Source organism: bacterium, from assembly GCA_026129405.1.
GTDB lineage: Bacteria > Desulfobacterota > Binatia > DP-6 > DP-6 > JAHCID01.
This window is the reverse complement of record JAHCID010000002.1, coordinates 822,634-845,832: the sequence shown is the minus strand read 5'-3', so window position 1 is coordinate 845,832 and position 23,199 is coordinate 822,634. Positions and strand designations below refer to the sequence as shown.

The following is a 23,199-nucleotide window of genomic DNA, read 5'->3' as shown; positions in this document are numbered from 1 at the left end:
TGCCGTTCATCCGGGATAAAGGATGAGCCATGCGTAGCGGTCATCGTCACAGCGTGCTCGTCGTGGACGACGACCCGACCTTCGCAAACGGTCTGGCCGAGCTGATGCGCGCCGAGGGCTACGAGCCGCGCACCGCCGCCGACGGCGTCGAAGCACTCGACGCCCTGCGCACGCACCGTCCCTGTCTCGTCGTGATCGATCTCAACATGCCGCGCCTGAACGGCACCGGTCTCCACAGTCGCATGGTGTCCGACGCACGCCTGCGCTCGATCCCGGTCGTCGTCATGACCGGCGACGACCGCCCCGCCAGCGAGCTCCCGTCGCTGATCGGCGCCCCGATCCTCCGCAAGCCCCGCGACCTCGGCCGCCTGACGAGCATGGTCGCAACCTGCTGCGACCTCGACGCCCGCCGGGCGAGCTGAGCCCGGTCCGCTCGCCGCCCTGCTGCCGATCCGCTAGGTAGGGCCCGTCCACCGGGCCGAGGTGGCGGAACTGGCAGACGCGGGCGACTCAAAATCGCCAGCCCGTAAGGGTGTAGGGGTTCGAGTCCCCTCCTCGGCATGAGGAAAAGCAGGTAGATAGCCCGCTGGCGGTCGTCCCTGCGGCGGCCCCAGCGGGCGACCTGTCCCCAAACTGTCCCTATTCCTCGGATCCACTTAGCACTTCGAGCGCCGTGCCGCAGAAGATCTCGACGAGCGTGTCATAGTCCGGGATGCGATCCTTAATCGGCGCACACACCTTAAGAAGCCGGCAGGTTTGCCGAGCCACGAAAAACCGCGCCTGGTCCTTCTCCAACTCAGAGTAATCACCACTGTCGATCTGCCGTGCCTTGTCGAGCAGACCCTCCAGCCTCTTCGTGTTGTTCTGGATGACCTTCTCCAGCGGCCCCGCCATCGTCCCTATCGGAGACGGCGTCGACCGCCCCCGAAAGAGGCCCGTCAGCGACCACCGAGAAGCATTCACTGCGTCCAGTATGACGGGGGCTCCCTGCAAAACGGTAACCGCAGCGGCCAGTGTATTGAGAAGCTCAGGTCCCGTGAGTGGCATAGGCCCTCCCATAGCTGCGTTCGACGAATGCGAGCCCAGCAGATCGCATGCCAACAGCGTGTCGATGGGCCGTCTTGCAGCGCCCTCGATCGGCCCCGCGTTCCGTAGGCTCGCGACTCGATCCGCCTGAGTCGAGCGTCTTCTCGGCTGGACACCGCGTCTCCGATTGCGGAACCGGCCTGATCCTGTCGAACGCCTCCCCATGGTCGGCAGGCGATTTTCATACCGGCGCCGGAAGTGCTCGCAGCCCTCTCTCCATCCGCTTCGCCAATACCAGCGGCTGTTGCTTGCGAGATCGTCGAATAAGAAGACGATCGTGAAAAAAATCGCATCCAGAATGGTGCGAGCAAGCGGAGGGATCGCGACAGAGAGCTTAGGGCTGTAGTTGAGCAGCCGCACATCGCACAGATGCCGAACCGCTCGCTGATCCAGACGGCAACGCGGAACAGCGTCGTGACAAGGGCGTCGGATCCATCGACACGGAGACGTGCAGGATACTCTCGCTCAAGAAGATTCCCCGTGGCGACACAGAGGCGATTCAACGGCTCTTGGATGACTCCGAAGCTCAGGTCTCCCATCTGTCGCCTCTCATGGGTTCACCGCCTCGCGAAACATCGACGGCGAGTCGGTGCTACCTTAGCCCACTCCGGACACACGCGCTCGACGTTGTCGGTGCGTGGCGCCGACGCAGCACTGGCTCGCGGTCTCCCGCACGCCGTCGGTGCCTGCCGATCCTTGTTTTGCTCGGCGCTGTACCATGACGAGTTGCCGACGGCCGCGCTCGACGAGCGTGAATCGGCCCCTCCGAGCGTTGTTCCCCCAGGGAACAAACTCGCCCTCACGCGCCCTCTCTTGTGCCCACTGCTGCCCGCCGCGCACGCGCCGTGCGCTCGCTAAGTCGCGGAGTTCTTGCGCTTCGTCGTCGCGGCCGACGGGTTCGAGTCCCCTCCTCGGCACCTTGTAATCCAGGCAGTTAGCCCGCTGGTGGTCGCGCAGAGTGGCCCAGCGGGCTCGACTGTCCATGCGATATCCATGAGGCCGGGGAAAGTCGGGCGTAACCAGCGCTGTCCGTGTGACAGCGGCCTGAAGGCAAAGCACTGTTGCCACCGTGGACTCCCCGATCCCCGCAAGGCGATCGGGCACTTCGTCGACAACGACCAGAAGACCATCGGCTTGTTCACGCGCGACATGTTGGTGAACCAGCTTCGGCGAGACTGCCCGTGTATCGCTGGCTCCTTCGATCGGCTTTGGCTGGCCGAATTGGAGGAGATCAGCGACCGACTGAGGGGCGGCGAGCACCTAGCGGTCGGGCCGCAGGCACTCGCCGCACTCGCGGTTCAGGCGTTCGGAACGCAGCAGCCCGACGGAGGAGCGGCAGCCCCGCCGTCCTGATCGAGAAAGGCGCGAAGCTGGGGATCGGCAGCGGTCTCCGCCTCATCGGCGTCCGCCAGCACGGCGTACAGCTCCCACGGGATGCCGCCGGCATCGCGAACCCAGAATTTGTCCGCCTTCGCGTAGCAGCACGTCGTCCCGGTCTGCTGAAGGAGCGGAACGCCCGTCTGCTTTACCCGCACCATCTCGGAGGCGACGTCGCCCGTGCCGGGGTACCGGATGCCGAGATGGCTCAGGGTGCCGGGCTCTCCGCCGACGTTGAGGGAGAGGATCACGGGCGGATCCGCGATCTCAAACTTGGCGTAGTCGCGCCGCACCTTCGCTGGTTCGAGACGGAGGATCTTTCGGTACTGCTCGACGGCAGCCGGGATGCTCTCGACATAGAGCGCGACATGGAACGTGTTGGGCATGGAGGACTCCTTTTGGAAGATCGATGAGCGTCGATGTAGTGTTGTGACGTACATCGAAGCATGTCAATGTCTGAGTCATGCGATCGAAGTCCACCGGCTGCTGCGCCCCGGTCCTCCAAGCTCCGCTCGGGAAGGCGGAGGCGGAGGAGCTGGCGGCTGGACTGCGTGCCTTGGCCGACCCGGTCCGCCTGCGGCTCCTCAGCTTCATTGCGGCGCAGCCGAAGGCAGAAGCCTGCGTGTGCCACCTAACGGCCCCCGTCGAGCTGTCGCAGCCGACGGTGAGCCATCATCTCAAGCTACTCCACGAGGCCGGCATCCTGGATCGGGAGAAGCGCGGCACCTGGGTGTTCTATCGGATCAAGCCGGAACGGCTCGATGCGCTACGGGCGGCGCTGTCGACCAACGGTGTGAGTCGACGGTCCAAGGCGGCAGCACGATGACGGACAAGCCCTGTGTCCTCTTTCTCTGCACGCACAACTCCGCGCGCAGCCAGATGGGGGAGGCGCTGCTTCGCCACGCAGCCGGAGACCGGTTCCGGGCATGCAGTGCCGGCACCGAGCCGACCTCGGTGCATCCGATGACGATGCGCGTCCTCCAGGAGATCGGGATTGATACCGCCCCGCTGCGGTCCAAGGGTCTCAAGGAGATGCTCGGGCACGCGAAGGTGCGGACGGCGATCGTGGTCTGCGCGCAAGCGGCGGAGTCGTGTCCCCGGCTGTTCCCGTTCGCTCGCGAAGTCTTGCAGTGGCCGTTCGATGACCCGTCGAGGGTGCAAGGTGCGGAGGAGCTACAGCTTGCCGCCTTCCGCCGCACCCGTGATGAGATCCGGGAGCGGCTGCATCAGTGGCTCGCAACGCACTAGATCCCCGCAGAGCCTGGCGCTGGCTGCGACGGATCCCGACCTAGCCACCAGCCCCGCAGCGTGGCTCTCCGGGGGATCTCCGTGCGTCCTGGGGCGTTGTGGCGGTGCGGGCTTCGGCGATCTACTGCTCGGGGCAGAAGGAACCCCCGATGGACACAGAGACCGACGCTGAGCTGATCGCCTATCTCAACCGGCTCCATCAGAAGATGGCGATGTTTCGCGGCGCCTTCATCGATCAGGCAGTGACCGCGGATGTGATGATCGAGGAGCTGATCGCCCTCATGCTCGCGCCTGACCCGGGCCTCCGACAAATGCTTCAAGGCGAAGTGATCCAGCGCCAGGAGATCACCTTCGGCGTCAAGATCGACATCTTCAGCAACCTGCTCGGGCGTCGGTTCCCGATCTCAGCAACCCGGACTTGCTGCGCGGCCTCACCTGATGCGAAAGCGGCGGAACAAGCTGGCGCATCTCCTCCTCGACACGACCGAGGAGTTCTTGCGGCATCGGTATCAGGACCGACTCCAGCTGGCGTGGTACGACGCGGGGAAGAAAAAGCAGGAGTTGCTCAAAGACGATGAGGCCCACCAGTGGCTCCGTGACTGCACGAACCTGGTGGTCTTTCCTTTAGCCGCGCTTCAGCAGACGATCCGCGCCCGGGTCGACCCGACCCGCAGGAGATCGGACACGGTTGATGGGAGCCCAGCCCACTCAGCTGGCGACAAGCGCCCAGCACGAGAGACCCTCGGCTTTCGCGACCTGGGCACCAACTCGGACTTCGACTTTCGCGAGTTCCAAACGCTTGAAGGCGAGCGGGCCTCTCACAACGCAGAGCCGATGTCTCTTATCGGAGCCCACAATCGTGCAGCGCATCGCGGTCTCTCGGAGCTGATCGGGCGTACTCCCCTTGGAGACCACGATCGTGATGTCATGCCCAGGCCCAACCCTTGGACTCCGACGCTATGGCAGCCGAGTTCCATCCAGGTTTCGGCCTGCGGAATGGGGAACGGAGCAAGGTTCTCCTGATCCGGAGCCTTCAACTCTGTTGGCGTAAGCCATATCTTGGCGCCGGCCGAGTAGCTGCTGACACGGGAACCGAAGCGGGACGAGCGGCGCCCTTCTGTCGGTTGGAGTTCCCAGGATCTAGTGGACACCCCGGCGCTGCGCCTCCTGTGTCGCTTCAAACACGTCCGGGCTCAAGCCCCCGAGATGACTGTGGCGCCGAATACCGTTGTAGAAGGCGTCGATGTAGTCGGCCACGTCGGCGAGCGCGAGGGCACGAGTCCGGTAGATATGCTTCTTCACTCGCTCCTTTTTGAGGCTGCCGAAGAAGGACTCGGCGACGGCGTCCCAGCAGTTGCCCTTCCGGCTCATGCTCGGCTCGAGCCGATGGGAACGGCGTAGGCCGCTCCCTTGCCGAGGATGACGAGCGGTCGCTGCGCGCCGGCCAGCAGCGCGAGGGCGCGCGCGATCGCCTCCGGCGCGGAAGCTGCCGCGGCCGGGTCGACCACGGTGACGAGCGAGCGCTCGCCCTCCGCCGCCGCGAGCGTTGCCGCGAGGACGGCGGCGGGGAGGTCGGGGTACACGCCGCCGGGACGGCCCGATACGGCGGCCCGGATGGCACGCGCCACCCCACCCCGGCTTGCCGATCGCCTCGCAGGTCCGCGCCCAGCTCTGCTCCTGGATCGTGAAGCAGAAGTAGATGTAGGCGTTCGGGTTGGTCTGCCAGCCCTTGCACTTGAGGATCCAGCCTGGCTGGCCGCCGCCGGCGTTGCTGCCGCGCGGGACGGCGTCGCCGAACGGCGTCTTCGGGTACTGCGGATACTCCTCCAGGTAGCCGACGTGCTCGAGCCGCTCATGGTCGCGGAGCTTCACCCGGCACAGGTTCAGCACCGCGTCCTGCATCGACACGGCGACCTTCAGGCCCTTCCCGGTCTTCGCACGCCCGATCAGCGCGGTGAGGATGCCGAGGCGAGGTGCATGCCGGTGTTGCTGTTGCCGAGAGCCGCGGCGCTGCGACGTCGCGCAGCTGATTGCGCGTGACGTCGCCGGTGTGAGGCCGCTCGACCTTGAGGACGTCGGCGCCGAACCATGCCAGCAGCTGCGTGCACGCGGGTCCGGCCTGCACGCCGGTGAAGTCGATGATCTTGATGCCCGTGAGCGGCAGCTCCATGATCCTTGCCCTCCTTCGCTCCTGCCGTCGTTCGCGTGCGGTTCGGTGCAACGATCGCGCCACCGCGGCGCAGGCCGCAAGCGCAGGCAGCCGGCATCGGTCGTGCCGAGCGCTCGGCAGACGTGCCGAGCGCTCGAGCGAACGCCGGGAGGTGCCCGGCAGGGGACTCGCAGCTACGAGGCGCGCGGCACGCCCGGCGGCGACGCGACGCCGTCCGCCGCCGGTCCCGTGCGCCGCACGGGCGGTCGACCACCGAGCCACCGGGGCGCCCACCAGTTGAGGTCGCCGAAGAGGCGCATCGTCGCCGGCACGATCAGCACGCGGACGAGCGTCGCGTCGACCGCGACCGCGAGCGCGAGCGTCAGACCGAGCGACTTCACCAGGATCACGCGCGCCAGACCGAACGCGCCGAACACCGCCACCATGATCGCCGCCGCGCTGGTGATGAGCCGCCCCGTGCGCTCGAGGCCCTCCGCCACGGCCCACTCGTTGTCGCCGGTGCGCAGGTACTCCTCGCGGATGCGCGAGAGCATCAGCACCTCGTAGTCCATCGACAGGCCGAAGAGCGCGCAGAACATCACCACCGGCCCGGCGACGTCGAGCGGCTGCGGCTCGAACTGCAGCAGCCACGCCAGGTGGCCCTCCTCGAACACCCACACCAGCGCGCCGCCCGAAGCGCTGATCGAGAGGAGGTTCATGATCACCGCCTTGATCGGCAGGATCACCGAGCGGAGCATCACGAAGAGCGCGACGTACGTCACCACGAAGATGAACCCGATCGCATACGGCACGCGCGAGAGGATGAAGGCGTTCAGATCGACGTCGTTCGCGGGCGCCCCGGTGACGATGAACGTGCCGTCGCCGACGCGGCGGTCGGCGCGGATCGCGCGCACCAGCGCGCGCGCCTCTTCGCTGGTCGGCCCGGCGTCGGTCAGCACGATCAGCAGCGCGAGGTTGCCGGTGGTTCCGAGCCGGCGCACCTTCTGCGCCGCCAGCGGCAGATCCTCGAGCGGCGTCTCGGCGTCGGCGACGAAGTACTCGACGCTGAGCCGCGGGTCGGTGTTGACGGCGCCCTCGACGTCGACGACGCCCGGCAGCGTGCGGATGCGCTGCGCCAGCGCGTAGAGCGCCGGCACGCGCTCGGGCTCGTAGGCGAGCCCGTCCGGGTACTGCACGGCGACGAGGATTCGCGTGCGCGTCTGCTCCGGGAACGCGACGCGCAGCTCCTCGTAGACGTCGCGTGCCTCGATGCCGCGCGGCAGGGTGCCGATGTCGGCGGCGGCGATGGTGAGGCGGATGAAGGGCGAGCCGAGCAGCAGGAGCAGCGCCAGCGACGGCACCAGCACGAGCACCGGCCGCCGCATGACCCACGTGGCGATGCGGTGCCACATGCCGTCGAACGAGGCGAAGCGGCCCATCGGCAGCCGTCCCGCGTCGATGCGCGGCCCGAGCGCCACCAGCACCGCCGGCAGGAACGTCAGCGCCGCCACCACGGCGAGCAGGACCACCATCATCCCGCCGAGCCCCATGCTGGCGAGGAACGACCCCTGGAAGAACAGCATCGCGCCGAGGCCGATCGCCACCGCGAAGCCCGAGAACACGACCGCGTGTCCCGCGGTGTCGAGCGCCGTCACCAGCGCGTCCTCGCGGCTCGCCCCGCGCGCCACCTCGTCGCGGTAGCGCGTGACGATGAACAGCGAGTAGTCGATCGCGACGCCGAGCCCGATGAGCGACGCGACGTTGATCGCGTACACCGCCATGTCCGTCACGTGCGACAGCGCCGTGATCGCGGCGACGCCCGTGACCACCGCCAGCGCGCCGACGCCGACCGACACCGCGGCCGCCGCGAAGGTCCGGAACACCGCCACCAGGACGAGGAGCGCGAGCGGCAGGCTCACCAGCTCGGCGAAGAGCACGTCGTGCTCGAGCGTGCGGTCGAGATCGCTGCGATAGGCGAGATGGCCGGTGAAGCCCGTCTCGAGGCGGTCCGAGGTCACCGTCGCGCGCAGCGACGGATAGGCCTCCATGGCGGCACGGTACTCGTCGCGCAGGGTGACGATCGCGAACGCCATGCGACGGTCGGCCGACACCATGCGCCCGCCGACCACCTCGGGCGCGTCGTCCGGCGACAGCACGGAGCGCACCCGCGGGTCGTCGCGCAGCCCCGCGAGCGCCGCGGTCATCGCCTCGCGATAGGCCGCATCGCGCCAGGTGAGCCCGTCGCGCCCGCGGAAGAGCACGATGAACGAGGACTCGCCGGGATAGGCGAGCTCCTGCGAGATCAGCTGCTGCGCGATCTCGGATTCGATGCCCTTCGTGGTCCCCGAGCTGAGCGTGCCGCCGTGCCACAAGGTGAGGCCGGCGAGGAGCAGCACGAGGGCGGAGGCCGCGAGGATCGCCCGATGCCGGCGCAGCGCGAGTCGGGCGAGCCAACGGTACATCCCGGGTCCGCCGACACCTATCGCCCCTCCGGCGGAGCGACAAGCCTCGTCCTGCGCGCCGGGGCGCAACGGAGGGGTCGGGCCGCCGCGGCGGCCCGACCCTCGGGATCACTCCTCGTAGTCGTGCAGCTGCACCGCCATCCGGCCCTCGGTGGACACGATGCGCCGGACGTTCAGCGTCCGCGTCTTCGACGCGTCGCCGCGCGGGACCGTCACGATGGGCAGGGGCGTCGTTCCGACCGGGATGTAGAGATCCGCGCCGGTCAGGAACGACAGCGCGCCGAAGGGCACCGGCACGACGTCGAGGTGGGAGACGAAGTCGAGACCGACGTCGAGCAGGAACATCGCCACCGCGGCGGCGCCGACCTGGCCCGACGGCGCCGTCACCGGATTGATGACGTTCGTACCGTCCACCGAGAGGACGTCGTTCCGTGCCCCGCGATCGCCCCAGTACTCCTTGTAGCGGATGATCGACAGGCCGGTGTGCTGCGGGCTGCGCGAGAAGAACGGCTCGAGCGCCGGCGCCGCGTTGACGCGCACCAGCTTGTCGCTGCGCGGGAAGCGCTCGTAGAAATAGTGCAGCGGCAGCTGGCCCGGCAGCATCAGCACGAACTCGTAGTTGGCCTTCTGCCGGCCCACGAACGTGAACGCGCCGTCCGGACCGAGGACGTAGCTCGCCCGCGGCTTGCGGCTCGTGCGCCGCGCCGTGCGCGGCTGCACGCGCCAGATCTGGAGCAGCGCCCCGTTCGCGCCCGCGTTGTCCGGGAAGATCACGGCGCGGCCCGAGAGCTCGATCGCGCCGCGGGTCGGCACGATCGTCGGCGACGCCGGCTCCTCGCCGGTGAGGAAGCGGAACATCTCGCGGAACGCCTCCTTCGACGTCGCGACCTCGACGTGCTCCTGGTTCGGGATCGTCACGTTGGTCGCGCCGACGATCTGCGGCGGCGTCGGGCGGTTCACCGCCCCAGCCCACAGCGCCAGCGTCGGTACGCCGCCGGGCGGTGCGCTGCCGGTGCGGCCGTCGATGTTCACGTAGTGCGCGATCTTCGCCGCGCGCGCGGGATCGGCGAGGTAGCCGTGGCTGAACGTCGTGCCGAGCGAGTGGCCCATCAGGTCGATCTTGGGCTTCCCGGTCTTCGCCTGGAGCTCGGCGATGCGGGCGTCGATCCGTCCGTAGACGAACGCCGCGTCGGCCGAGTTGGCCGGGCTCAGCGCGGCCGAGTTGTACTCGACCACGGTGAGGATGTCGGGGTCGTAGCCGTTGCTCGCGAAGCGCATCGCCTGGGTGGCGAATTGCGCGCCGGAGCCGGAGCCGCCGTGCACGAAGATGATCGGCGTGGCGTCGCGGTAGGCGGGCTTCTTCTTGGCGTCGACGCCGGCGGTTGCGGCGAGGACGGCGAGCGGGACGACCGCCCAGACGAGTCGCTTCATGTCGTGTCTCCTCCGTCGAGTGCGAGGGCGCACCGCGTCACCGGGACGGCACGCGGGTGCCGCCAACAACACCGGCGACCCCCGTCGGGTCCAATACTTCGTCGTGCACCGATTGAGACGTCTGCGATATGACTCGGCGCGATGGAGCTTCGCCACCTGCGCTACTTCGTCGCCGTCGCCGAGGAGCTTCACTTCAGCCGCGCGGCGGCGCGCCTGCACATCGCCCAGCCGCCGCTGAGCCAGCAGATCCGGCATCTCGAGCACGAGCTGGGCGTCACCCTGCTCTTCCGCACGCGGCGCCGCGTCGAGCTGACGGACGCGGGCCGCGCCTTTCTCGAGGAGGCGCGCCGGCTGCTCGCGCAGGCCGAGCGCGCCCAGCGCATCGCGCGGCGGGCCGGCGGCGGCGAGGTGGGCCAGCTGTCGATCGCGTTCGTTCCCTCGGCCGACCTCGACCTGCTGCCGCGCGTGCTGCGCGTGTGGCACGCACGCTTCCCCGACGTCGAGCTGGAGCTGCGGACCCTCCTCCCCGCCGCGCAGCTCGAGGGTCTCGCCGGCGGGCACATCCACGTGGGGCTCGTGCGGCTCCCGGTCTCGGTCGGGCGTGACCTCGTCGTAGAGCCGCTCCTCTCCGAGCCCATCGTCGCCGTGCTGCCCCAGCGCCATCGGCTGGCGCGCCGCAGCCGCGTCCGGCTCGCCGAGCTGGCCGACGAGACCATCATGCTGTTCCAGCGTCACGTGGCGCCGGGCTACTACGACCTCCTCATCAGCGCCTGCCTCGGCGCGGGCTTCACGCCGCGCACGTTCCACCCCGGCTCGCTCCAGACGAACCTCGCGCTGGTGTCGGCCGGGCTCGGCGTCTCGCTGCTGCCGGCCTCCATCCGCAACCTGCGACGCGCGGGCGTCGTGCACCGCCCCCTCGCTCCGCCCGTCCCCCGCGTCGCACTGGCCGTCGCCTGGCGTCGCGACGAGCGCTCCGCGGTGGTGCCGGCCTTCGTCGACGTGGTTCGTACCGTCGCGCGTGGGACGCCAGGACGGGCGACGTAGAACGACGGCTCCCGTCCCGCCCGCAGCGGGGCGCCGCGCCCGCCGCGCGCCTCCGGATCGCCGAAGACGGTGGTGAATGGCGCGCATGAAACCGTGCGCCACCGTCCGCGGTGCGATCTACGGCTCCTTCTCATATCCGCTGTCGGGTCCGGCGGCCGTTGGCCCCGTGTCGATCAGCGGCGAGCTGCCGTTCGCGTTCCCGGTGAAGGTGCAGTAGCCGCCTCGTCGCCCCGGGCGCGCGGCGTGAGCCGGCGGCGCGTCTGCGCCGACGCGCCGGGCCCCGCGACCGCGCGGATGTCGCGGCGGCACAACGCCCGGCCGTCGGCGTCGGTCATCCGCAGGCGCGGGACGCGCTTCCCCGTGCGGCGGTCGTGGAGGACGAGCGGCTCGTTGCCGCGGCCGAAGACCCAGGCGTCGGACCACTCGCGCAGCGCGGTGAGAACGGTGAGCAGATCCTCGCCCTTCGCCGTCAGGCGATACTCCCAGCGCAGCCCCGTAGTGCCGACGTCGACGCGCTCGAACACCCCGTGGTCGACGAGGTGCTGGAGGCGCGCCGCGAGGACGTTGCGGGCGATGCCGAGGCTCTTCTGGAAGTCGCCGAAGCGGCGGGCGCCGAAGAACGCGTCACGCACGACGAGGAGACTCCACCAGTCGCCGATGACCTCGAGCGCGCGGCCGATGCCGCAGTTCATGTCCGCGAAGCTGGTCCGCCCCATGGCCCGGATACTATCCCGACAGGTGGTTGCTTCAAGCAACCAAAGCGACTACCCCGGGGCCCGGACCCGAGCGCCCCGAGGAGGACCGTCATGGCAGACAAGGCCACCCCCGCCGCACCCGAGTGGAAGTCCACCGCCTGCATCCTCTGCGAGTGCAACTGCGGCATCGAGGTTCAGCTGGGCGGCCCCGATGGCCGGCGCTTCACGAAGATCCGCGGCGACGACGCCCACCCCGCCTCGCAGGGCTACGCCTGTGAGAAGCCGCTGCGCCTCGACTACTACCAGAACGGCGCCCACCGGCTGACCAGGCCCCTGCGGCGCCGTGCCGACGGCGGCTTCGAGGAGATCGACTGGGACACCGCGATCCGCGAGGTCGCCGCGCGCTTCGCCGAGATCCGCGACACCCACGGCGGCGAGTCGATCTTCTATTACGGCGGCGGCGGACAGGGGAACCATCTCCCGGGCGCGTACGGGCGCAGCACGCGCGCCGTCCTCGGCTCGATCCATCGCTCGAGCGCGCTGGCGCAGGAGAAGACGGGCGAGTTCTGGGTCGCCGACAAGATGATGGGCGGCTACACCCGCGCCGACTTCGAGCACTGCGAGGTCGCGCTCTTCCTCGGTAAGAACCCGTGGTTCTCGCACAGCATCCCGCGCGCCCGCGTCACGCTGCGCGCGATCGCCAAGGATCCGGCGCGCTGCCTCGTGGTCGTCGACCCGCGCCGCACCGAGACCGCCGAGCTGGCCGACGTCCACCTCCAGGTGAAGCCCGGCACCGACGCGTGGCTGCTGGCGGCGATGGTCGCCGTCCTGGTCGAGGAGGATCTCGTCGCGCACGAGTGGCTCGGCGCCCACGCCGACGGCCTCGCCGACGTCCTGCCGCACTTCGCGTCGCTGTCCGTTGCCGACTACTGCGCCGCGTGCGGCGTGCCCGAGGAGCTCGTGCGCACCACCACGCGCCGCCTCGCCCAGGCGTCCAGCGTCGCGACGTTCGAGGATCTCGGCGTGCAGATGAATCGGCACTCGACGCTGGTCTCGTACCTGCACAAGCTGCTCGTCTTCCTCACCGGCAACTTCGGCAAGCAGGGCGCCGCCTACGTCCCGACGCCGTTCATGCCGCTCGCCGGCGGCAAGGAGGGCGGCGGCGGCGCGCCGCGGCGCACGCCGGTGACGGGCGCGCGCATCATCGGCGGCCTCACGCCGTGCAACGTCATCCCCGAGGAGATCCTCACCGACCACCCGAAGCGCTTCCGCGCGCTCCTCGTCGAGAGCGGCAACCCCGCCCACTCGCTCGCCGACAGCGCGCGCATGCGCGAGGCGCTCGCGGCGCTCGACCTCGTCGTCGTGATCGACGTCGCCTTCACCGAGACCGCACGCCTCGCGGACTATGTGCTGCCGGTCGCGAGCCAGTACGAGAAGGCCGAGGCGACCTTCTTCAACTTCGAGTTCCCGCACAACTACTTCCACGTGCGCAAGGCGCTGCTGCCGCCCCTGCCCGGCCTCTTCTCGGAGGCCGAGCTGCATGCACGACTCGTCGAAGCGCTCGGCGCCATGCCCACCGACGCCGTCGCCGCGCTGCGGGGCGCATGGGCCCACGGCCGGGTGCCCTTCCGCGAGAAGTTCTTCGAGCTGGCCGGCACGAGCCCGCAGCTGATCGCGATCGCGCCCGCCGTGCTCTACCGCGCCATCGGCGACCTCCTTCCCGAGGGGCTCGGCGAAGCGGCGGCCGTGTGGGCGCTCGCACACATCGCGGCACAGCGGCAGGCGGCGTCGCTGGCGCGCGCCGGCTTCGGCGGCAACCCGATGGACGCGGGCGACGCGCTCTTCGACGCGCTGCTGGCGGGACCGAGCGCCGTCGTCTTCGCCGTCGACGAATGGGACCAGACGCTGTCGCGGCTGCGCACGCCGAACGGCCGCGTCCAGCTGGCGATCCCCGAGCTGTTCGCGGAGTTGGACGGCCTCGCCGGCGAGACCCCGCCCGGACCGACCGCGGAGTTCCCGCTGCTGCTCTCCGCCGGCGAGCGACGGTCGTTCACGGCGAACACGATCATGCGCAACCCCGAGTGGAGGAAGAAGGACCGCGGCGGCGCCTTGCGCATGCATCCCGACGACGCCAGGCGCTTCGGCGTCGCCGACGGCGGGCGCCTGCGCCTGTCGACCAGGCGCGGCAGCGCCGAGGTCGACGTCGAGCTCTCGGACCGCATGCAGACGGGGCACGTCGCGCTGCCGAACGGCCTCGGCCTCGCCTTCCCCGACGCGCAGGGCGGCCAGGTCACCGCGGGCGTGGCGCCGAACGACCTGACCCGCTGCGAGGACCGCGACTGGGTGGCCGGTACGCCGTGGCACAAGAGCACACCGGCCCGGGTCGAGGCGCTCTAGCGCCTCGGCTTCTTCCGCGTCGTCGCCGACTTCGTCCGCCCGTGGCGCGCGTGCCACTCGGCGATCGACAGCTCGGGATAGCGGCGGTAGCGCGGGCCGCGCCCGTCGACGGCCACCCAGGTCGGCTTCGAGCCGAGCATCAGGTGCACGTAGGACGGCGGCGGCGGCAGCGGCGTGTCGATGGCACAGGCGTTCGGCCACACGCCGTCGGGCCACTCGTCGTCCTGGAGCCACAGGTGCGTCCCGCAGGTGCCGCAGAACCAGCGCTCCGCGCCGCTGCGCACCGCGCGCCTGCCGGGCTCGCGGACGAGTGCGTGCAGCATCTTCAGGTGGCGGCGCCCGCGCATGCGCAGCGTCTTGCGCACGCCCATGACGTTGATGCCGAACGGTCCGCCGCTGGTCTTGCGGCAGATCGAGCAGTAGCAGCGCTGGTAGGGATACGGCGTCTCCGAGTCGACGCGGAACCGCACCGCGCCGCAGTGACACGAGCCGCGCAACAGCATGTCGCCGGTCTAGCAAGGGACGACGCCGGCGCGAAGCCGGGTCGGTTGCGCCGGGACGGCGAATGCCGGAAGCACGCGCGCGTGATCACGACGCTCGGCCTCGTCGCCGCCCTCCTCACCACCGGCGCCTGGATCCCGCAGGTGCGCAAGACGCTCCACACGCGCAGCGCGCACGACTTCTCCTGGGCGTGGATGGTGGCCTTCGGCAGCGGCGTCGCGACCTGGGCCGTGTACGGCGTCCTGCGCGAGGACGTGGTCATCGTCGGCGCGAACGTCGTCACCGCGGCGCTCCTCGTGGCCATCGCCGGCGTGAAGCTCGGCGAGCGGCGCGGCCGGGCCATGGTGCCCGGCGACGCCCAGCCGGACCGGCTGCAGGGCGATCTCCCGCCGGCATAGCGTATTTCCCGTCCTTGCCAGCGGCAGTGCAGATTCGGGAACGCCCGCAGGCCCACCGGCATCGCAAGCTCGGAAGATGGCGGCGGCAGGCACGTCGGCTGTGCGGCACACGGCTTGCTTCGCTCTCGTTCCGAGAGGAGCGCCCGTGAACCAGCGGAGCGGCGATGCGATCGGTACCTGGGCGGCAGCGACGACGCTGCTGCTCGGACTTATGGCCTGTAGCCTTCCGCCCGGCGCCGCTCGCCTGGTCGGCAGCGGCGTGCTCGTCGCGGGCGGCGTCGCCGGCGTCCTCGTCGGCCTCGTCAACGTGCGCTGGGCGCTGCGCCTCGAGGGACACGATCTCTACCCGGCGATCCTCGGCACGCTGGTGCCGGCGGTGGCCGGGGTCGCGTTGCTCGCCCTCGCCTGGGGTGACGCCGCACCGCTGCTGGCGCTGCGGGGGCTCGGCGTCGTCGTCGCGGGCGTCGGCCTGGCCCTGCTCCTACCGCCCCCAGCCCCCGTGGCCGACGCGTTGTCGCGCGCTTCCGGTCGCCGTCGCGGCCGTCGCGGCGGGGCCGTTCGCTGAGACCGGGCTCCGGTGGCGCCCAACCCGCAGATGCGCGGCGCCGACCGGGGTCCGGCCTCGCAGGACCAGGCTCAAGCCCGGCGACGGTTCGGCCGATAGTGCGTCGGGGAGAGGATGGGATGCCGCACGTGGCCTGCGCCTACGAGTTCTGCGATCTGAAGCACGACGGCCCGGTCGAGGGCTCGACCTGCATCTGTTCGATCTGCCGGATGGGTCCCCTGCACCACTCCGGCTGCTGCACCGACCACTTCCGCGAGCAGCACCGCGGGATCGGCGCGTGCGAGCCGGTGGTCGAGCGGCGGCGCGGCCTCTTCGCCCGCGCCGCACGGTAGCCGCGGGGCTAGAGCACGCAGGCCTGCTCGGGCGGCGCCGACGGGTCGGCGTCGAAGTAGTAGCCGGGCAGGATGCACATCTCGTCCCACGAGCGGAACCCGAAGACGAGGTTGGCCGGCACGCAGGCGCCGGTGAAGGTCCTCTCCGGGAACGCCGGATCGAACCTCGGGCACTCCGCCGGATTCGCCCCTGCCGCCGTGCATATCTTCGCGCTGCCGTCGACGTTCTCGAAGCCGCCGTTGGCGATCAGCAGCTGGGTGACCGAGACCCCGGGCGCCTCGCCGGCGACTTCCTCGCAGCCGAGCCGGGTATGCGTCGCGTTGTCGTGCGTGCAGTTGTACTCGATGCGGTCGCCGACGCCGACGTAGAGCGGCGGATCGAAGCGGATCGACGGCGGGTCGGCGTACCGGGTGTTGGTGTAGAGACGCCGGCGGCTGCCGTCCTGACGCACGAGGTCCGCGGTGAAGAGCGTGCCGCGCTCGTGCATGTGGCCGATGAGCCAGGTCACGCACGCCGGACCTTCGGGCGGCAGCGTGCCGCTGAGGAAGGTGCCGAGGTTGCCGATGGGAGCGGTGCCCGGTGCCCAGCGGAAGCCGACCTCCTGCACCTTGCCGGGCGGAACCCGGATCGCGCCGTTGGCGACAACCTCGAAGATCGGCTGGAGCGTCCGCTTCACGTTCGCCGGCTTCGCCAGGATCAGCTTGAGCTTCGCCCGGCCCTTGCGCGGCCGCGTGTCGCCGTTGATCCAGTGCGAGTTGACGACGAGGCCGACCGCGTTCTTCACCTTGCCCGCGCCCGGCACGGTCCGCAGCTTCAGCGCCGTGCCGCGAGGCATCGGCTGGCGCGAGCTCGGTCCCTGCGCGGTGGCGACGATACGCAGGTTGGCGGGATCGCGGTCGCCGAACTCGAGACAGGCGGTGTCGTCGATCGCCTGACCCTTCACGCCCTCCACGCCCGCGAGGTCGCCCGTGTAGGCGTAGAGGATCAGATGGTGGCTGGCGAACGAGCCCTTGCCGCCCTGGTGCTGCATGACGATCTCGCTGACGTCGAGATCCGTCTTCGCCGGCAGCGGTACGTAGATGCAGACCTCACGGTTCGTCTTGGCCGGGATCTCGAACTTCTTGGTGACGATCGTCATGGTCCGGCGTGCGAGCGCGGAGCCGGGCGCGAGGAGCAGTGCGAGGACGAGAGCGGCAAGGACGGGGAGGCGCATGGGCGGCGGTGGTAGCACAGCCCCCCGGCCGACACGCAACGCAGTCGCCGCGTTGCGGGGCAGCGGCGCGCGGTGGTAGCGCCCGCCCATGGCACTCACCGGCATCGCGGGGAAGGTCGCGCTGGTCACCGGGGCGGCGCGGCGGCGTGGCATCGGACGGGCGACGGCCGTGCGGCTCGCACGCGAGGGCGCCGACGTCGCCTGCCTCGACATCGCCCGGCCCTACGATCGCTTCCCGGGCTATGGCGTCGCGAGCGCCGACGAGCTCGACGAGGTGGTGGCCGAGATCCAGGCCCTCGGCCGCCGCGCCGTCGCCCTGCGCGCCGACGTCGCGTCCTGGGACGAGGTGCACGCCGCGGTCGCCGCGGCAGCCGAGCACCTCGGCGGGATCGACATCGTCTGCAACGTCGCCGGCGGCGCGGGCGCGGGCATGGGAGCGGGGCCGCTGCTCCAGCTCCGCGAAGTGGAGTGGGACCGCGTCCTCGACGTCAACCTGAAGGGCACCTGGATCGTCGCGCGGGCGGGCGCCGAACGGATGCTCGCGGCGGGACGCGGCGGCCGCATCGTCAACGTGTCGTCGCAGGCGGGCAAGCGGGGCTTTCCGATGCTCGGCGCCTACTGCGCGGCCAAGGCGGGCGTCATCCTGCTCACGCAGGTCCTCGCGCAGGAGCTCGGCCCCGCCGGCATCACCGTCAACGCCGTGTGTCCCGGCACGGTCGACACCGATCTCCTCAACAAGGACCGCCAGTTCGAGCATATGCTCGGCATGCTCGAGGGCGACGCCGAGAAGTGGATCCGGCGCGAGATCCCGCTCGGCCGACTCCAGACCGCCGACGAGGTCGCCTCGGCGATCGCCTATCTGTGCAGCGACGACGCCGCCTACGTGACCGGCGAGGCGCTCAACGTGAGCGGCGGCCAGACGATGGTGTGACGCTCACCCGCCCGTCAGCGCCGCGAGCTGCTGCGGGTTCCAGTACTCGCGCCAGTCGACGATGAGCCCGTCGCGATAGCGCGTGCGGCTCATCCCGTCCCAGCCGATCTCGTGGCCCGTCGCACGGTGCACGACGTCGATGCGCCACTCCGCGAGCACGACGTCGCCCACCACCGCGAGGTGGAAGACGTCGAAGCGCAGCGGCCGCGTGTGCTCCGCGGACGCCCGCACGAGCGCCGCATACGCCGCCCTGCCGCGCAGCGGCTGCACGTGCAGCGGTGAGGTGAAGGTCATGTCGTCGGACCAGCAGGCGAGGTAGGCGTCGACGTCCTCGCGCAGCCAGGCGTCGACGCGTCGCTGGAAGTACAGACCGGCTTCCTCCGCGGTGGGCATGCGCGCTTCCTAGCATCGTTCCTCCGAACCCGCGCGCCCCACCTTTCCTCGCTGAAATCCCTCTGCTACGGTCGCCCGCATGGCCGACGTGACTGCCGTCTCCGACGACACCTTCGAGCGCGAGGTGCTCCAGAGCCCCACCCCGGTGCTCGTCGACTTCTGGGCTCCCTGGTGCGCACCGTGCCGCGCCATCGCCCCCACCGTCGAGGAGCTCTCGCGCGAGTACGCGGGCAAGCTGAAGGTCGTCAAGATGAACGTCGACGACAACCCCCGCACCCCGACCCAGTACGGCGTGCGCGGCATCCCCAACCTGATCGTCTTCAACGGCGGCCAGGTGAAGGAGCAGATCATCGGCGCGGTACCGAAAGCGAAGCTGGTCGACGCGATCTCGACCGTCGTCGCATAAACGACGCGCAGCCGATTCGACGACGCCCGTCGCGGTCCCCGGCGCTCCGACGTGCCCCAGGACCTCGGCGGGCGTTCGCATTTGAGCCCCCGGCGTCCGCCGGACCCGCCGTCCCGCTACGGCAGGCGTGCTGCGACGCGCGCGCCGTCCCCTCAGAAGGTGAAGCGCCGCGTCGACACCGACATCACCAGCCCCACCCCCGCCAGCAGGCACAGCATCGACGATCCTCCGTAGCTGAAGAAGGGCAGCGTGATGCCGACGACCGGCAGCAGACCCGTCGTCATCCCCACGTTCACCGCGACCTGCCAGAAGATCGTCGCCGACACCCCGAGCGCGCACATCAGACCGAAGCGGTCGCGCGAGCGCGACGCGATGAGCATGCCGCGGATCAGCACGGAGAGGTACAGGCCCATCAGCGTCGCGGCGCCGACGAAGCCCCACTCCTCGGAGAACACCGAGAAGATGAAGTCGGTGTGCTGCTCGGGGAGGAAGTTCAGATGGTTCTGGGTGCCCTTCAGGAAGCCCTTGCCCCAGAGCTGGCCCGAGCCGACGGCGATCTTCGACTGGATGATGTGATAGCCGGCGCCGAGCGGATCCTGCGCCGGGTCGAGGAACATGAGGATGCGCTTCTGCTGGTACTCCTTGAGGTGCGTCCACAGGATCGGCGCCGCCGCGACGAGCGGCGAGGCGAGCAACGCGAGCCAGCGCAGGCGCACGCCGCCGAGGATCATCATCGTCATCGAGACGGCGATGAGCAGCACCGCCGAGCCGAGATCGGGCTGTACGAGGATGAGCGCCGCCGGCACGAGCGTCAGGACGAGCGGAAACACCATCTCACGCGGCCCGAGCCGTGCCGGCGCGGTGCGCGAGAAGTAGTGCGCGAGCACGATGACCATCGAAAACTTCGCGAACTCCGACGGCTGGATCGACACCGGCCCGACACGCAGCCAGCGGCGCGACCCGCCGCCGACCTCGCCGATCAGCTCGACCGCGATCAGCAGCACGACCACGGCGACGTAGATCAGGTACGCGCGGCGATCGAGCCGCCGGTAGTCGAAGCTGACCATCAGCAGCATCACGACGACGCCGGCGCCGAACCACGTCAGCTGGCGCGCCGCAGACGTCGGCAGCCCGACGACGTCGGGCGTGTGCGAAGCGCTGTAGACGCACAGGATGCCGAGGCCGCTGACCGCAATGACGAGCAGCGGCAGCAGCCACTCAAAGTGCGTCAGGAGCCGGCGATCGAACCGCATGCGCCTCCTGGGTGACCCGCCGCGACGGCACCGCGTCCGGCGCCGCCGGGACGCGTCCCTGCCGCTCGAAGTAGTACTGGAGCACTTGCTGGGCGATCGGCGCCGCGTTCGCGCCGCCGCCGCCGCCGGCGTGCTCGACGAGCACCGCCATCGCGATCTCGGGCCGCTCGACGGGCGCGAAGGCGATGAACCAGGCGTGGTCGCGCGAGGCCCGCGTCTTGCGGTTCGAGTCGGCGAGCTTCACGACCTGCGCCGTGCCGGTCTTGCCGGCCACCTCGATGCCCGGGACGCGCGCCTTCTTGCCCGTGCCGTTCGGCGCCATCACGACGTCGCGCATGGCCGACTTCACCTCGGCGATGGTCTCCGGCGCGACCCCTGCCTCGCTCAGGACCTCGGGCGCGACCTCGCGCACGAGCGAGCCGTCGGGTGCCTCGATGCGCTTCACGTAGTGCGGGCGATAGCGCGTGCCGCCGTTGGCGATGGTCGCGGTCATGTGGGCGAGCTGGAGCGGCGTCACGGTGACGTAGCCCTGCCCGATGGCGACCGACAGCGTCTCGCCCGCGAACCACGGCTGCTTGAACCGTCGCTGCTTCCACTCCGTGTCGGGAATGATGCCGGGCTTCTCGTTCTCGAGCTCGACGCCGGTCGGAAGCCCGAGCCCGAACTTGCGCGCGTACTCCGCGATGCCGTCGACGCCGAGCCGCTGGCCGAACTGGTAGAAGAAGACGTCGCACGACTGGACGATGGCCTCGTGGATGCCGACACCCCCGTGGCCGCCGCGCCGCCAGCAGCGGAAGTAGTGATTGCCGAACGGCACACCGCCGCTGCAATGCACGCCGCCGCGCCCCGAGACGAGGTTGCGCTCGAGGATGCCGGCGGCCACCGCCACCTTGAACGTCGAGCCCGGCGGGTACTGCCCCTGCACGGCGCGATCGTTGAGCGGGCGCAGCGGATCCTGCGTCAGCGCCCGCCACTCGCTGTGCAGGATGCCGCGCGCGAAGACGTTCGGGTCGTAGGCCGGCTTCGACGCGAGCACGAGTATCTCGCCGTCCCGCGGGTCGATCGCGACGACGGCGCCGGCGCGGTCGCCGAGGGCGTTCTCGGCGACCTCCTGGAGCTCGCGGTCGAGCGTCAGGGTGAGCGTGTTGCCGGGCACGTCCGGCTCCTCGTGCAGCACCTGCACGCGGCGGCCGAGCGCGTCGACCTCGACCTGCTGCCCGCCCGGCACGCCGCGCAGCTGCGCGTCCCAGGCGCGCTCGAGGTTGGCCTTGCCGACGATGTCGCCCGGCCGCAGGGCGCTGGTGCTCTCGGCGAGGTCGCGCTCGCTCGCCTCGCCGACGTAGCCGAGCACGTGCGCCGCGAGCGACCCGAACGGGTAGAAACGGCGCGGGCCGACCTGGAGGGTCACCCCCGGCAGCTCGAGCTGGTGCGTCTCGAGCGCGACGACGCCCTGCCAGTCGAGGTCGCGGCGCAGCACGATCCCTTCGTAGGGCGGGCGCTTCGACGGCGCCTTGAAGCGCTCCAGGACGGCCTGCTCCGGCTCGGCGAGCTGCGTGGCGAGCGTACGCAGCACGGCGCGCCGGTCGGGCGCGTCCTCGGGCACGAAGACCACGTCGAACGACGGCCGGTTGTCGACCAGGATCTCGCCGTTGCGGTCGTAGACCACGCCGCGGGCCGCGGGCACGCGCACGAGCCGGATGCGGTTCTGCTCCGACACGATGCGCATCTCGGCGCCCTTCGCGACCTGGAGGAACCAGAGGCGGGCGAAGATGCACGCGAACACGAGCAGCACGACCCCGCCCGCCACCGCGATGCGAGTCACGAACTCGTTCGGGATGTCGCGTGACGAGAAGGGCACGGCCTACCTGTCGTCGATGCCGAGGAGGCGGTGCTCCCAGTTGACGAAGCCGAACACCGCCGGCGCCGCGGCGGCGGCGACCCCCGCCTCGAAGAGGCCGTAGCGCAGCGCGTGCTGCCAGAGCGGCGCCGACGCCTCGATCAGCCACGTGATGAGGACGGCGGCGGCCGTGTGCACGCAGGCCGCGGCGAACGCCATCACCATCGCCGGCAGCCCCCCTTCCGTCCAGAGCGTCCGGGCGACCAGGTACACGGTCAGGTAGACCACCGTCATCGCGAACGCATTCAACCCGAGCAACGTACCGGAGAACGTGTCGACGAAATAGCCCAGGAGGAACGCGCCGACGGCTCCGCCGACGCCATGCCGGTGCAGCCCGAGGTAGACGACGAGGACGAGGATCAGGTTCGGGGTCGGGATGCGCGGGAACAGCGTCGGAAACACGGCCGTCTGCAGCACCATGGCGAGGACGGCCGCAACGACGATGGCAAGGGCGCTGCGCACCGGCCCTCACTGCACTGCGGGCATGCCGGCCGCCGGCGGCACGGGCGTCGCGGGAACCAGCTCGGGCGCCGTCCCCGGCATCGGCGTGTGATCGATCCCCGGCCCGCCGGTCACGTCGGGGGCCATGAGCGGGGCGACCGGCCCGAGCGTCACCAGCACCTCCTCGAGATGGTCGAAGTCGACGGTCGGCTGCACGGTCGCGTACTGGAACAGTCCCTGCCCCTTCTTGTCGACGGCGACGATCGTCCCGACCGGCAGGCTGCGCGGGAAGACGCCGTCGAGGCCGGAGGTGACGACCAGGTCGCCCACCTGGAGATCCTCCGTGCGCTTCACGAACTTGAGGCCGCAGCGCCCGTCGACGGTGCCCTCGACGATGCCGCGGGCGCGCGTACGCTGCACGATCGCGTCGACGCCGCTGTTGTGATCGACGATCAGGAGCACGCGCGCGGCGTGCGGGCTCACGAGAAAGACGTGGCCGACGATCCCGTCGGGCGCCAGCACGGCGGCGCCCTTCTGTACGCCGTCGGCGTCGCCGCGGTCGAGCGTCAGGGTACGGGCGAGCCCGGTGGCGTCGTGCCCGATGACGCGGGCGGCGAGGAGATCGCCGGCGAGGCCCTCGCGGAAATCGAGGAGCGTGCGCAGACGCTGGTTCTCGAGCTCGACCTCCTCCAGGCGCACGGTGTTGCGTCCCGCGACCTGGAGCTCCTCGCGCAACGACACCACCTCGTCGCGCGCCTGGATGAGGCCCACGAGCTCCTCCCAGGCGCCGCCGACCGCACGGCTCGCAGCGCTCCCCGCGCGCTGGAACGGCGCCAGCGCCTCGAGGAAGAGCCGGCCGAGCCGGTCGTTGCGCAGCCGTTCCGCGCCGGCGCCCAGCACCAATCCGGCGGCCAGCGCCAGGAAGAGCGCCGCGGTCGCCAGGACGCGGTTACGCCGGAGAAACTCGATCATCACGCCC

General features: G+C 70.4%; 25 protein-coding genes, 1 tRNA gene and 2 pseudogenes. 13 read left to right on the top strand and 15 right to left on the bottom strand.

Annotated features, from left to right (window positions below):
* The first annotated feature begins 29 nt into the window (after positions 1-29).
* Entirely contained in the window at positions 30-422 is a 393-nt protein-coding gene (locus KIT14_12200; protein ID MCW5891296.1) for a response regulator, read from the top strand.
* A 55-nt stretch (positions 423-477) separates the two neighbouring features.
* A tRNA-Leu gene (locus KIT14_12195) sits at positions 478-561 on the top strand.
* A 78-nt stretch (positions 562-639) separates the two neighbouring features.
* On the opposite strand, the gene KIT14_12190 is transcribed toward KIT14_12195, so the two are convergent.
* Positions 640-894, bottom strand: coding sequence for a hypothetical protein (locus KIT14_12190; protein ID MCW5891295.1), 255 nt, complete (start codon positions 892-894; stop codon positions 640-642).
* A gap of 1,062 nt (positions 895-1,956) precedes the next feature.
* On the opposite strand from KIT14_12190, the gene KIT14_12185 reads away from it, so the two are divergent.
* Entirely contained in the window at positions 1,957-2,439 is a 483-nt protein-coding gene (locus KIT14_12185) for an SEC-C domain-containing protein (protein MCW5891294.1), read from the top strand.
* Here the strand turns inward: KIT14_12185 and KIT14_12180 are convergent.
* Positions 2,385-2,849: a VOC family protein gene (locus tag KIT14_12180; GenBank protein ID MCW5891293.1), complete on the bottom strand. Its 465-nt coding sequence runs from the start codon at positions 2,847-2,849 to the stop codon at positions 2,385-2,387. The two genes, KIT14_12185 and KIT14_12180, sit on opposite strands and share 55 nt — an antisense overlap.
* 77 nt (positions 2,850-2,926) lie before the next feature.
* Between KIT14_12180 and KIT14_12175 the strand changes: the two genes are divergently transcribed.
* From KIT14_12175 to KIT14_12165, 3 genes are all read left to right on the top strand, one after another.
* Positions 2,927-3,289 (top strand): helix-turn-helix transcriptional regulator, encoded by a 363-nt coding sequence (locus KIT14_12175; protein MCW5891292.1) that lies wholly within the window; start codon positions 2,927-2,929, stop codon positions 3,287-3,289.
* Positions 3,286-3,711: an arsenate reductase ArsC gene (locus KIT14_12170; GenBank protein ID MCW5891291.1), complete on the top strand. Its 426-nt coding sequence runs from the start codon at positions 3,286-3,288 to the stop codon at positions 3,709-3,711. Before KIT14_12175 ends, KIT14_12170 begins: the two co-directional genes overlap by 4 nt.
* A gap of 149 nt (positions 3,712-3,860) precedes the next feature.
* A complete protein-coding gene (locus tag KIT14_12165; GenBank protein MCW5891290.1) occupies positions 3,861-4,289 on the top strand; it encodes a hypothetical protein in 429 nt (142 codons plus the stop codon).
* 562 nt (positions 4,290-4,851) lie between these two features.
* On the opposite strand, the pseudogene KIT14_12160 reads toward KIT14_12165, so the two are convergent.
* From KIT14_12160 to KIT14_12140, 5 genes and pseudogenes are all read right to left on the bottom strand, one after another.
* Positions 4,852-5,106, bottom strand: a pseudogene (locus KIT14_12160) (IS3 family transposase).
* On the bottom strand, positions 5,079-5,294 hold the full coding sequence (locus tag KIT14_12155; protein MCW5891289.1) for a hypothetical protein: 216 nt from the start codon (positions 5,292-5,294) through the stop codon (positions 5,079-5,081). The pseudogene KIT14_12160 and the gene KIT14_12155 overlap by 28 nt, the downstream one beginning before the upstream one ends.
* Positions 5,295-5,340: 46 nt before the next feature.
* A pseudogene (locus KIT14_12150) lies at positions 5,341-5,881 on the bottom strand (CoA transferase).
* A gap of 173 nt (positions 5,882-6,054) precedes the next feature.
* Positions 6,055-8,322 carry an MMPL family transporter gene (locus tag KIT14_12145; protein ID MCW5891288.1) on the bottom strand — a complete coding sequence of 756 codons (2,268 nt, stop codon included), beginning with the start codon at positions 8,320-8,322 and terminating at the stop codon, positions 6,055-6,057.
* 108 nt (positions 8,323-8,430) lie between these two features.
* Positions 8,431-9,753 carry an alpha/beta hydrolase gene (locus KIT14_12140; protein MCW5891287.1) on the bottom strand — a complete coding sequence of 441 codons (1,323 nt, stop codon included), beginning with the start codon at positions 9,751-9,753 and terminating at the stop codon, positions 8,431-8,433.
* Between the two features lie 141 nt (positions 9,754-9,894).
* Between KIT14_12140 and KIT14_12135 the strand changes: the two genes are divergently transcribed.
* Positions 9,895-10,797, top strand: coding sequence for a LysR family transcriptional regulator (locus KIT14_12135; protein MCW5891286.1), 903 nt, complete (start codon positions 9,895-9,897; stop codon positions 10,795-10,797).
* Between the two features lie 173 nt (positions 10,798-10,970).
* Here KIT14_12135 and KIT14_12130 read toward each other — a convergent pair whose 3' ends face one another.
* Entirely contained in the window at positions 10,971-11,513 is a 543-nt protein-coding gene (locus KIT14_12130) for a helix-turn-helix transcriptional regulator (GenBank protein ID MCW5891285.1), read from the bottom strand.
* A gap of 90 nt (positions 11,514-11,603) precedes the next feature.
* Here KIT14_12130 and KIT14_12125 point away from each other — a divergent pair, with 90 nt between their 5' ends.
* The gene (locus KIT14_12125; protein MCW5891284.1) at positions 11,604-13,889 is read left to right on the top strand and encodes a molybdopterin-dependent oxidoreductase; all 2,286 of its coding nucleotides are present in this window, start codon (positions 11,604-11,606) and stop codon (positions 13,887-13,889) included.
* Here the strand turns inward: KIT14_12125 and KIT14_12120 are convergent.
* Positions 13,886-14,392 carry a GFA family protein gene (locus KIT14_12120; protein ID MCW5891283.1) on the bottom strand — a complete coding sequence of 169 codons (507 nt, stop codon included), beginning with the start codon at positions 14,390-14,392 and terminating at the stop codon, positions 13,886-13,888. The two genes, KIT14_12125 and KIT14_12120, sit on opposite strands and share 4 nt — an antisense overlap.
* A gap of 81 nt (positions 14,393-14,473) precedes the next feature.
* Here KIT14_12120 and KIT14_12115 point away from each other — a divergent pair, with 81 nt between their 5' ends.
* The 3 genes from KIT14_12115 (at position 14,474) to KIT14_12105 (ending at position 15,685) form a co-directional block, all read left to right on the top strand.
* Positions 14,474-14,788, top strand: coding sequence for a hypothetical protein (locus KIT14_12115; protein MCW5891282.1), 315 nt, complete (start codon positions 14,474-14,476; stop codon positions 14,786-14,788).
* A gap of 145 nt (positions 14,789-14,933) precedes the next feature.
* Positions 14,934-15,353 (top strand): hypothetical protein, encoded by a 420-nt coding sequence (locus KIT14_12110; protein MCW5891281.1) that lies wholly within the window; start codon positions 14,934-14,936, stop codon positions 15,351-15,353.
* Between the two features lie 119 nt (positions 15,354-15,472).
* Positions 15,473-15,685, top strand: coding sequence for a hypothetical protein (locus tag KIT14_12105; GenBank protein MCW5891280.1), 213 nt, complete (start codon positions 15,473-15,475; stop codon positions 15,683-15,685).
* Positions 15,686-15,693: 8 nt separating this feature from the next.
* On the opposite strand, the gene KIT14_12100 is transcribed toward KIT14_12105, so the two are convergent.
* The gene (locus KIT14_12100; protein ID MCW5891279.1) at positions 15,694-16,899 is read right to left on the bottom strand and encodes a hypothetical protein; all 1,206 of its coding nucleotides are present in this window, start codon (positions 16,897-16,899) and stop codon (positions 15,694-15,696) included.
* Between the two features lie 88 nt (positions 16,900-16,987).
* Here KIT14_12100 and KIT14_12095 point away from each other — a divergent pair, with 88 nt between their 5' ends.
* A complete protein-coding gene (locus KIT14_12095; protein ID MCW5891278.1) occupies positions 16,988-17,830 on the top strand; it encodes a glucose 1-dehydrogenase in 843 nt (280 codons plus the stop codon).
* 3 nt (positions 17,831-17,833) lie between these two features.
* On the opposite strand, the gene KIT14_12090 is transcribed toward KIT14_12095, so the two are convergent.
* On the bottom strand, positions 17,834-18,223 hold the full coding sequence (locus tag KIT14_12090; protein ID MCW5891277.1) for a nuclear transport factor 2 family protein: 390 nt from the start codon (positions 18,221-18,223) through the stop codon (positions 17,834-17,836).
* A 79-nt stretch (positions 18,224-18,302) separates the two neighbouring features.
* Between KIT14_12090 and trxA the strand changes: the two genes are divergently transcribed.
* Entirely contained in the window at positions 18,303-18,629 is a 327-nt protein-coding gene (trxA, locus tag KIT14_12085; protein MCW5891276.1) for a thioredoxin, read from the top strand.
* 152 nt (positions 18,630-18,781) lie between these two features.
* On the opposite strand, the gene rodA is transcribed toward trxA, so the two are convergent.
* Genes rodA through mreC form a run of 4 tightly spaced genes read right to left on the bottom strand, consistent with a single transcriptional unit; the run spans position 18,782 to position 23,192 of the window.
* Positions 18,782-19,882 carry a rod shape-determining protein RodA gene (rodA, locus tag KIT14_12080; protein ID MCW5891275.1) on the bottom strand — a complete coding sequence of 367 codons (1,101 nt, stop codon included), beginning with the start codon at positions 19,880-19,882 and terminating at the stop codon, positions 18,782-18,784.
* Entirely contained in the window at positions 19,848-21,740 is a 1,893-nt protein-coding gene (mrdA, locus tag KIT14_12075; GenBank protein MCW5891274.1) for a penicillin-binding protein 2, read from the bottom strand. Before mrdA ends, rodA begins: the two co-directional genes overlap by 35 nt.
* Positions 21,741-21,743: 3 nt before the next feature.
* Positions 21,744-22,241 carry a rod shape-determining protein MreD gene (mreD, locus tag KIT14_12070; protein MCW5891273.1) on the bottom strand — a complete coding sequence of 166 codons (498 nt, stop codon included), beginning with the start codon at positions 22,239-22,241 and terminating at the stop codon, positions 21,744-21,746.
* Positions 22,242-22,247: 6 nt separating this feature from the next.
* Complete coding sequence (gene mreC / locus KIT14_12065; GenBank protein MCW5891272.1) at positions 22,248-23,192, bottom strand: rod shape-determining protein MreC; 945 nt, start codon at positions 23,190-23,192, stop codon at positions 22,248-22,250.
* Positions 23,193-23,199: the final 7 nt, after the last annotated feature.

Excerpts from the sequence above, each read along its gene's own strand:
- KIT14_12120 (MCW5891283.1), bottom strand. The coding sequence starts at position 14,392 with ATGCTGTTGCGCGGCTCGTGTCACTGCGGCGCGGTGCGGTTCCGCGTC.
- KIT14_12125 (MCW5891284.1), top strand. The coding sequence starts at position 11,604 with ATGGCAGACAAGGCCACCCCCGCCGCACCCGAGTGGAAGTCCACCGCC.
- KIT14_12130 (MCW5891285.1), bottom strand. The coding sequence starts at position 11,513 with ATGGGGCGGACCAGCTTCGCGGACATGAACTGCGGCATCGGCCGCGCG.
- trxA (MCW5891276.1), top strand. The coding sequence starts at position 18,303 with ATGGCCGACGTGACTGCCGTCTCCGACGACACCTTCGAGCGCGAGGTG.
- KIT14_12090 (MCW5891277.1), bottom strand. The coding sequence starts at position 18,223 with ATGCCCACCGCGGAGGAAGCCGGTCTGTACTTCCAGCGACGCGTCGAC.
- KIT14_12095 (MCW5891278.1), top strand. The coding sequence starts at position 16,988 with ATGGCACTCACCGGCATCGCGGGGAAGGTCGCGCTGGTCACCGGGGCG.
- KIT14_12165 (MCW5891290.1), top strand. The coding sequence starts at position 3,861 with ATGGACACAGAGACCGACGCTGAGCTGATCGCCTATCTCAACCGGCTC.
- KIT14_12175 (MCW5891292.1), top strand. The coding sequence starts at position 2,927 with ATGCGATCGAAGTCCACCGGCTGCTGCGCCCCGGTCCTCCAAGCTCCG.
- rodA (MCW5891275.1), bottom strand. The coding sequence starts at position 19,882 with ATGCGGTTCGATCGCCGGCTCCTGACGCACTTTGAGTGGCTGCTGCCG.
- KIT14_12140 (MCW5891287.1), bottom strand. The coding sequence starts at position 9,753 with ATGAAGCGACTCGTCTGGGCGGTCGTCCCGCTCGCCGTCCTCGCCGCA.
- KIT14_12170 (MCW5891291.1), top strand. The coding sequence starts at position 3,286 with ATGACGGACAAGCCCTGTGTCCTCTTTCTCTGCACGCACAACTCCGCG.
- KIT14_12135 (MCW5891286.1), top strand. The coding sequence starts at position 9,895 with ATGGAGCTTCGCCACCTGCGCTACTTCGTCGCCGTCGCCGAGGAGCTT.
- KIT14_12145 (MCW5891288.1), bottom strand. The coding sequence starts at position 8,322 with ATGTACCGTTGGCTCGCCCGACTCGCGCTGCGCCGGCATCGGGCGATC.
- KIT14_12190 (MCW5891295.1), bottom strand. The coding sequence starts at position 894 with ATGGCGGGGCCGCTGGAGAAGGTCATCCAGAACAACACGAAGAGGCTG.
- KIT14_12200 (MCW5891296.1), top strand. The coding sequence starts at position 30 with ATGCGTAGCGGTCATCGTCACAGCGTGCTCGTCGTGGACGACGACCCG.
- KIT14_12180 (MCW5891293.1), bottom strand. The coding sequence starts at position 2,849 with ATGCCCAACACGTTCCATGTCGCGCTCTATGTCGAGAGCATCCCGGCT.
- KIT14_12100 (MCW5891279.1), bottom strand. The coding sequence starts at position 16,899 with ATGCGCCTCCCCGTCCTTGCCGCTCTCGTCCTCGCACTGCTCCTCGCG.
- mreC (MCW5891272.1), bottom strand. The coding sequence starts at position 23,192 with ATGATCGAGTTTCTCCGGCGTAACCGCGTCCTGGCGACCGCGGCGCTC.
- KIT14_12105 (MCW5891280.1), top strand. The coding sequence starts at position 15,473 with ATGCCGCACGTGGCCTGCGCCTACGAGTTCTGCGATCTGAAGCACGAC.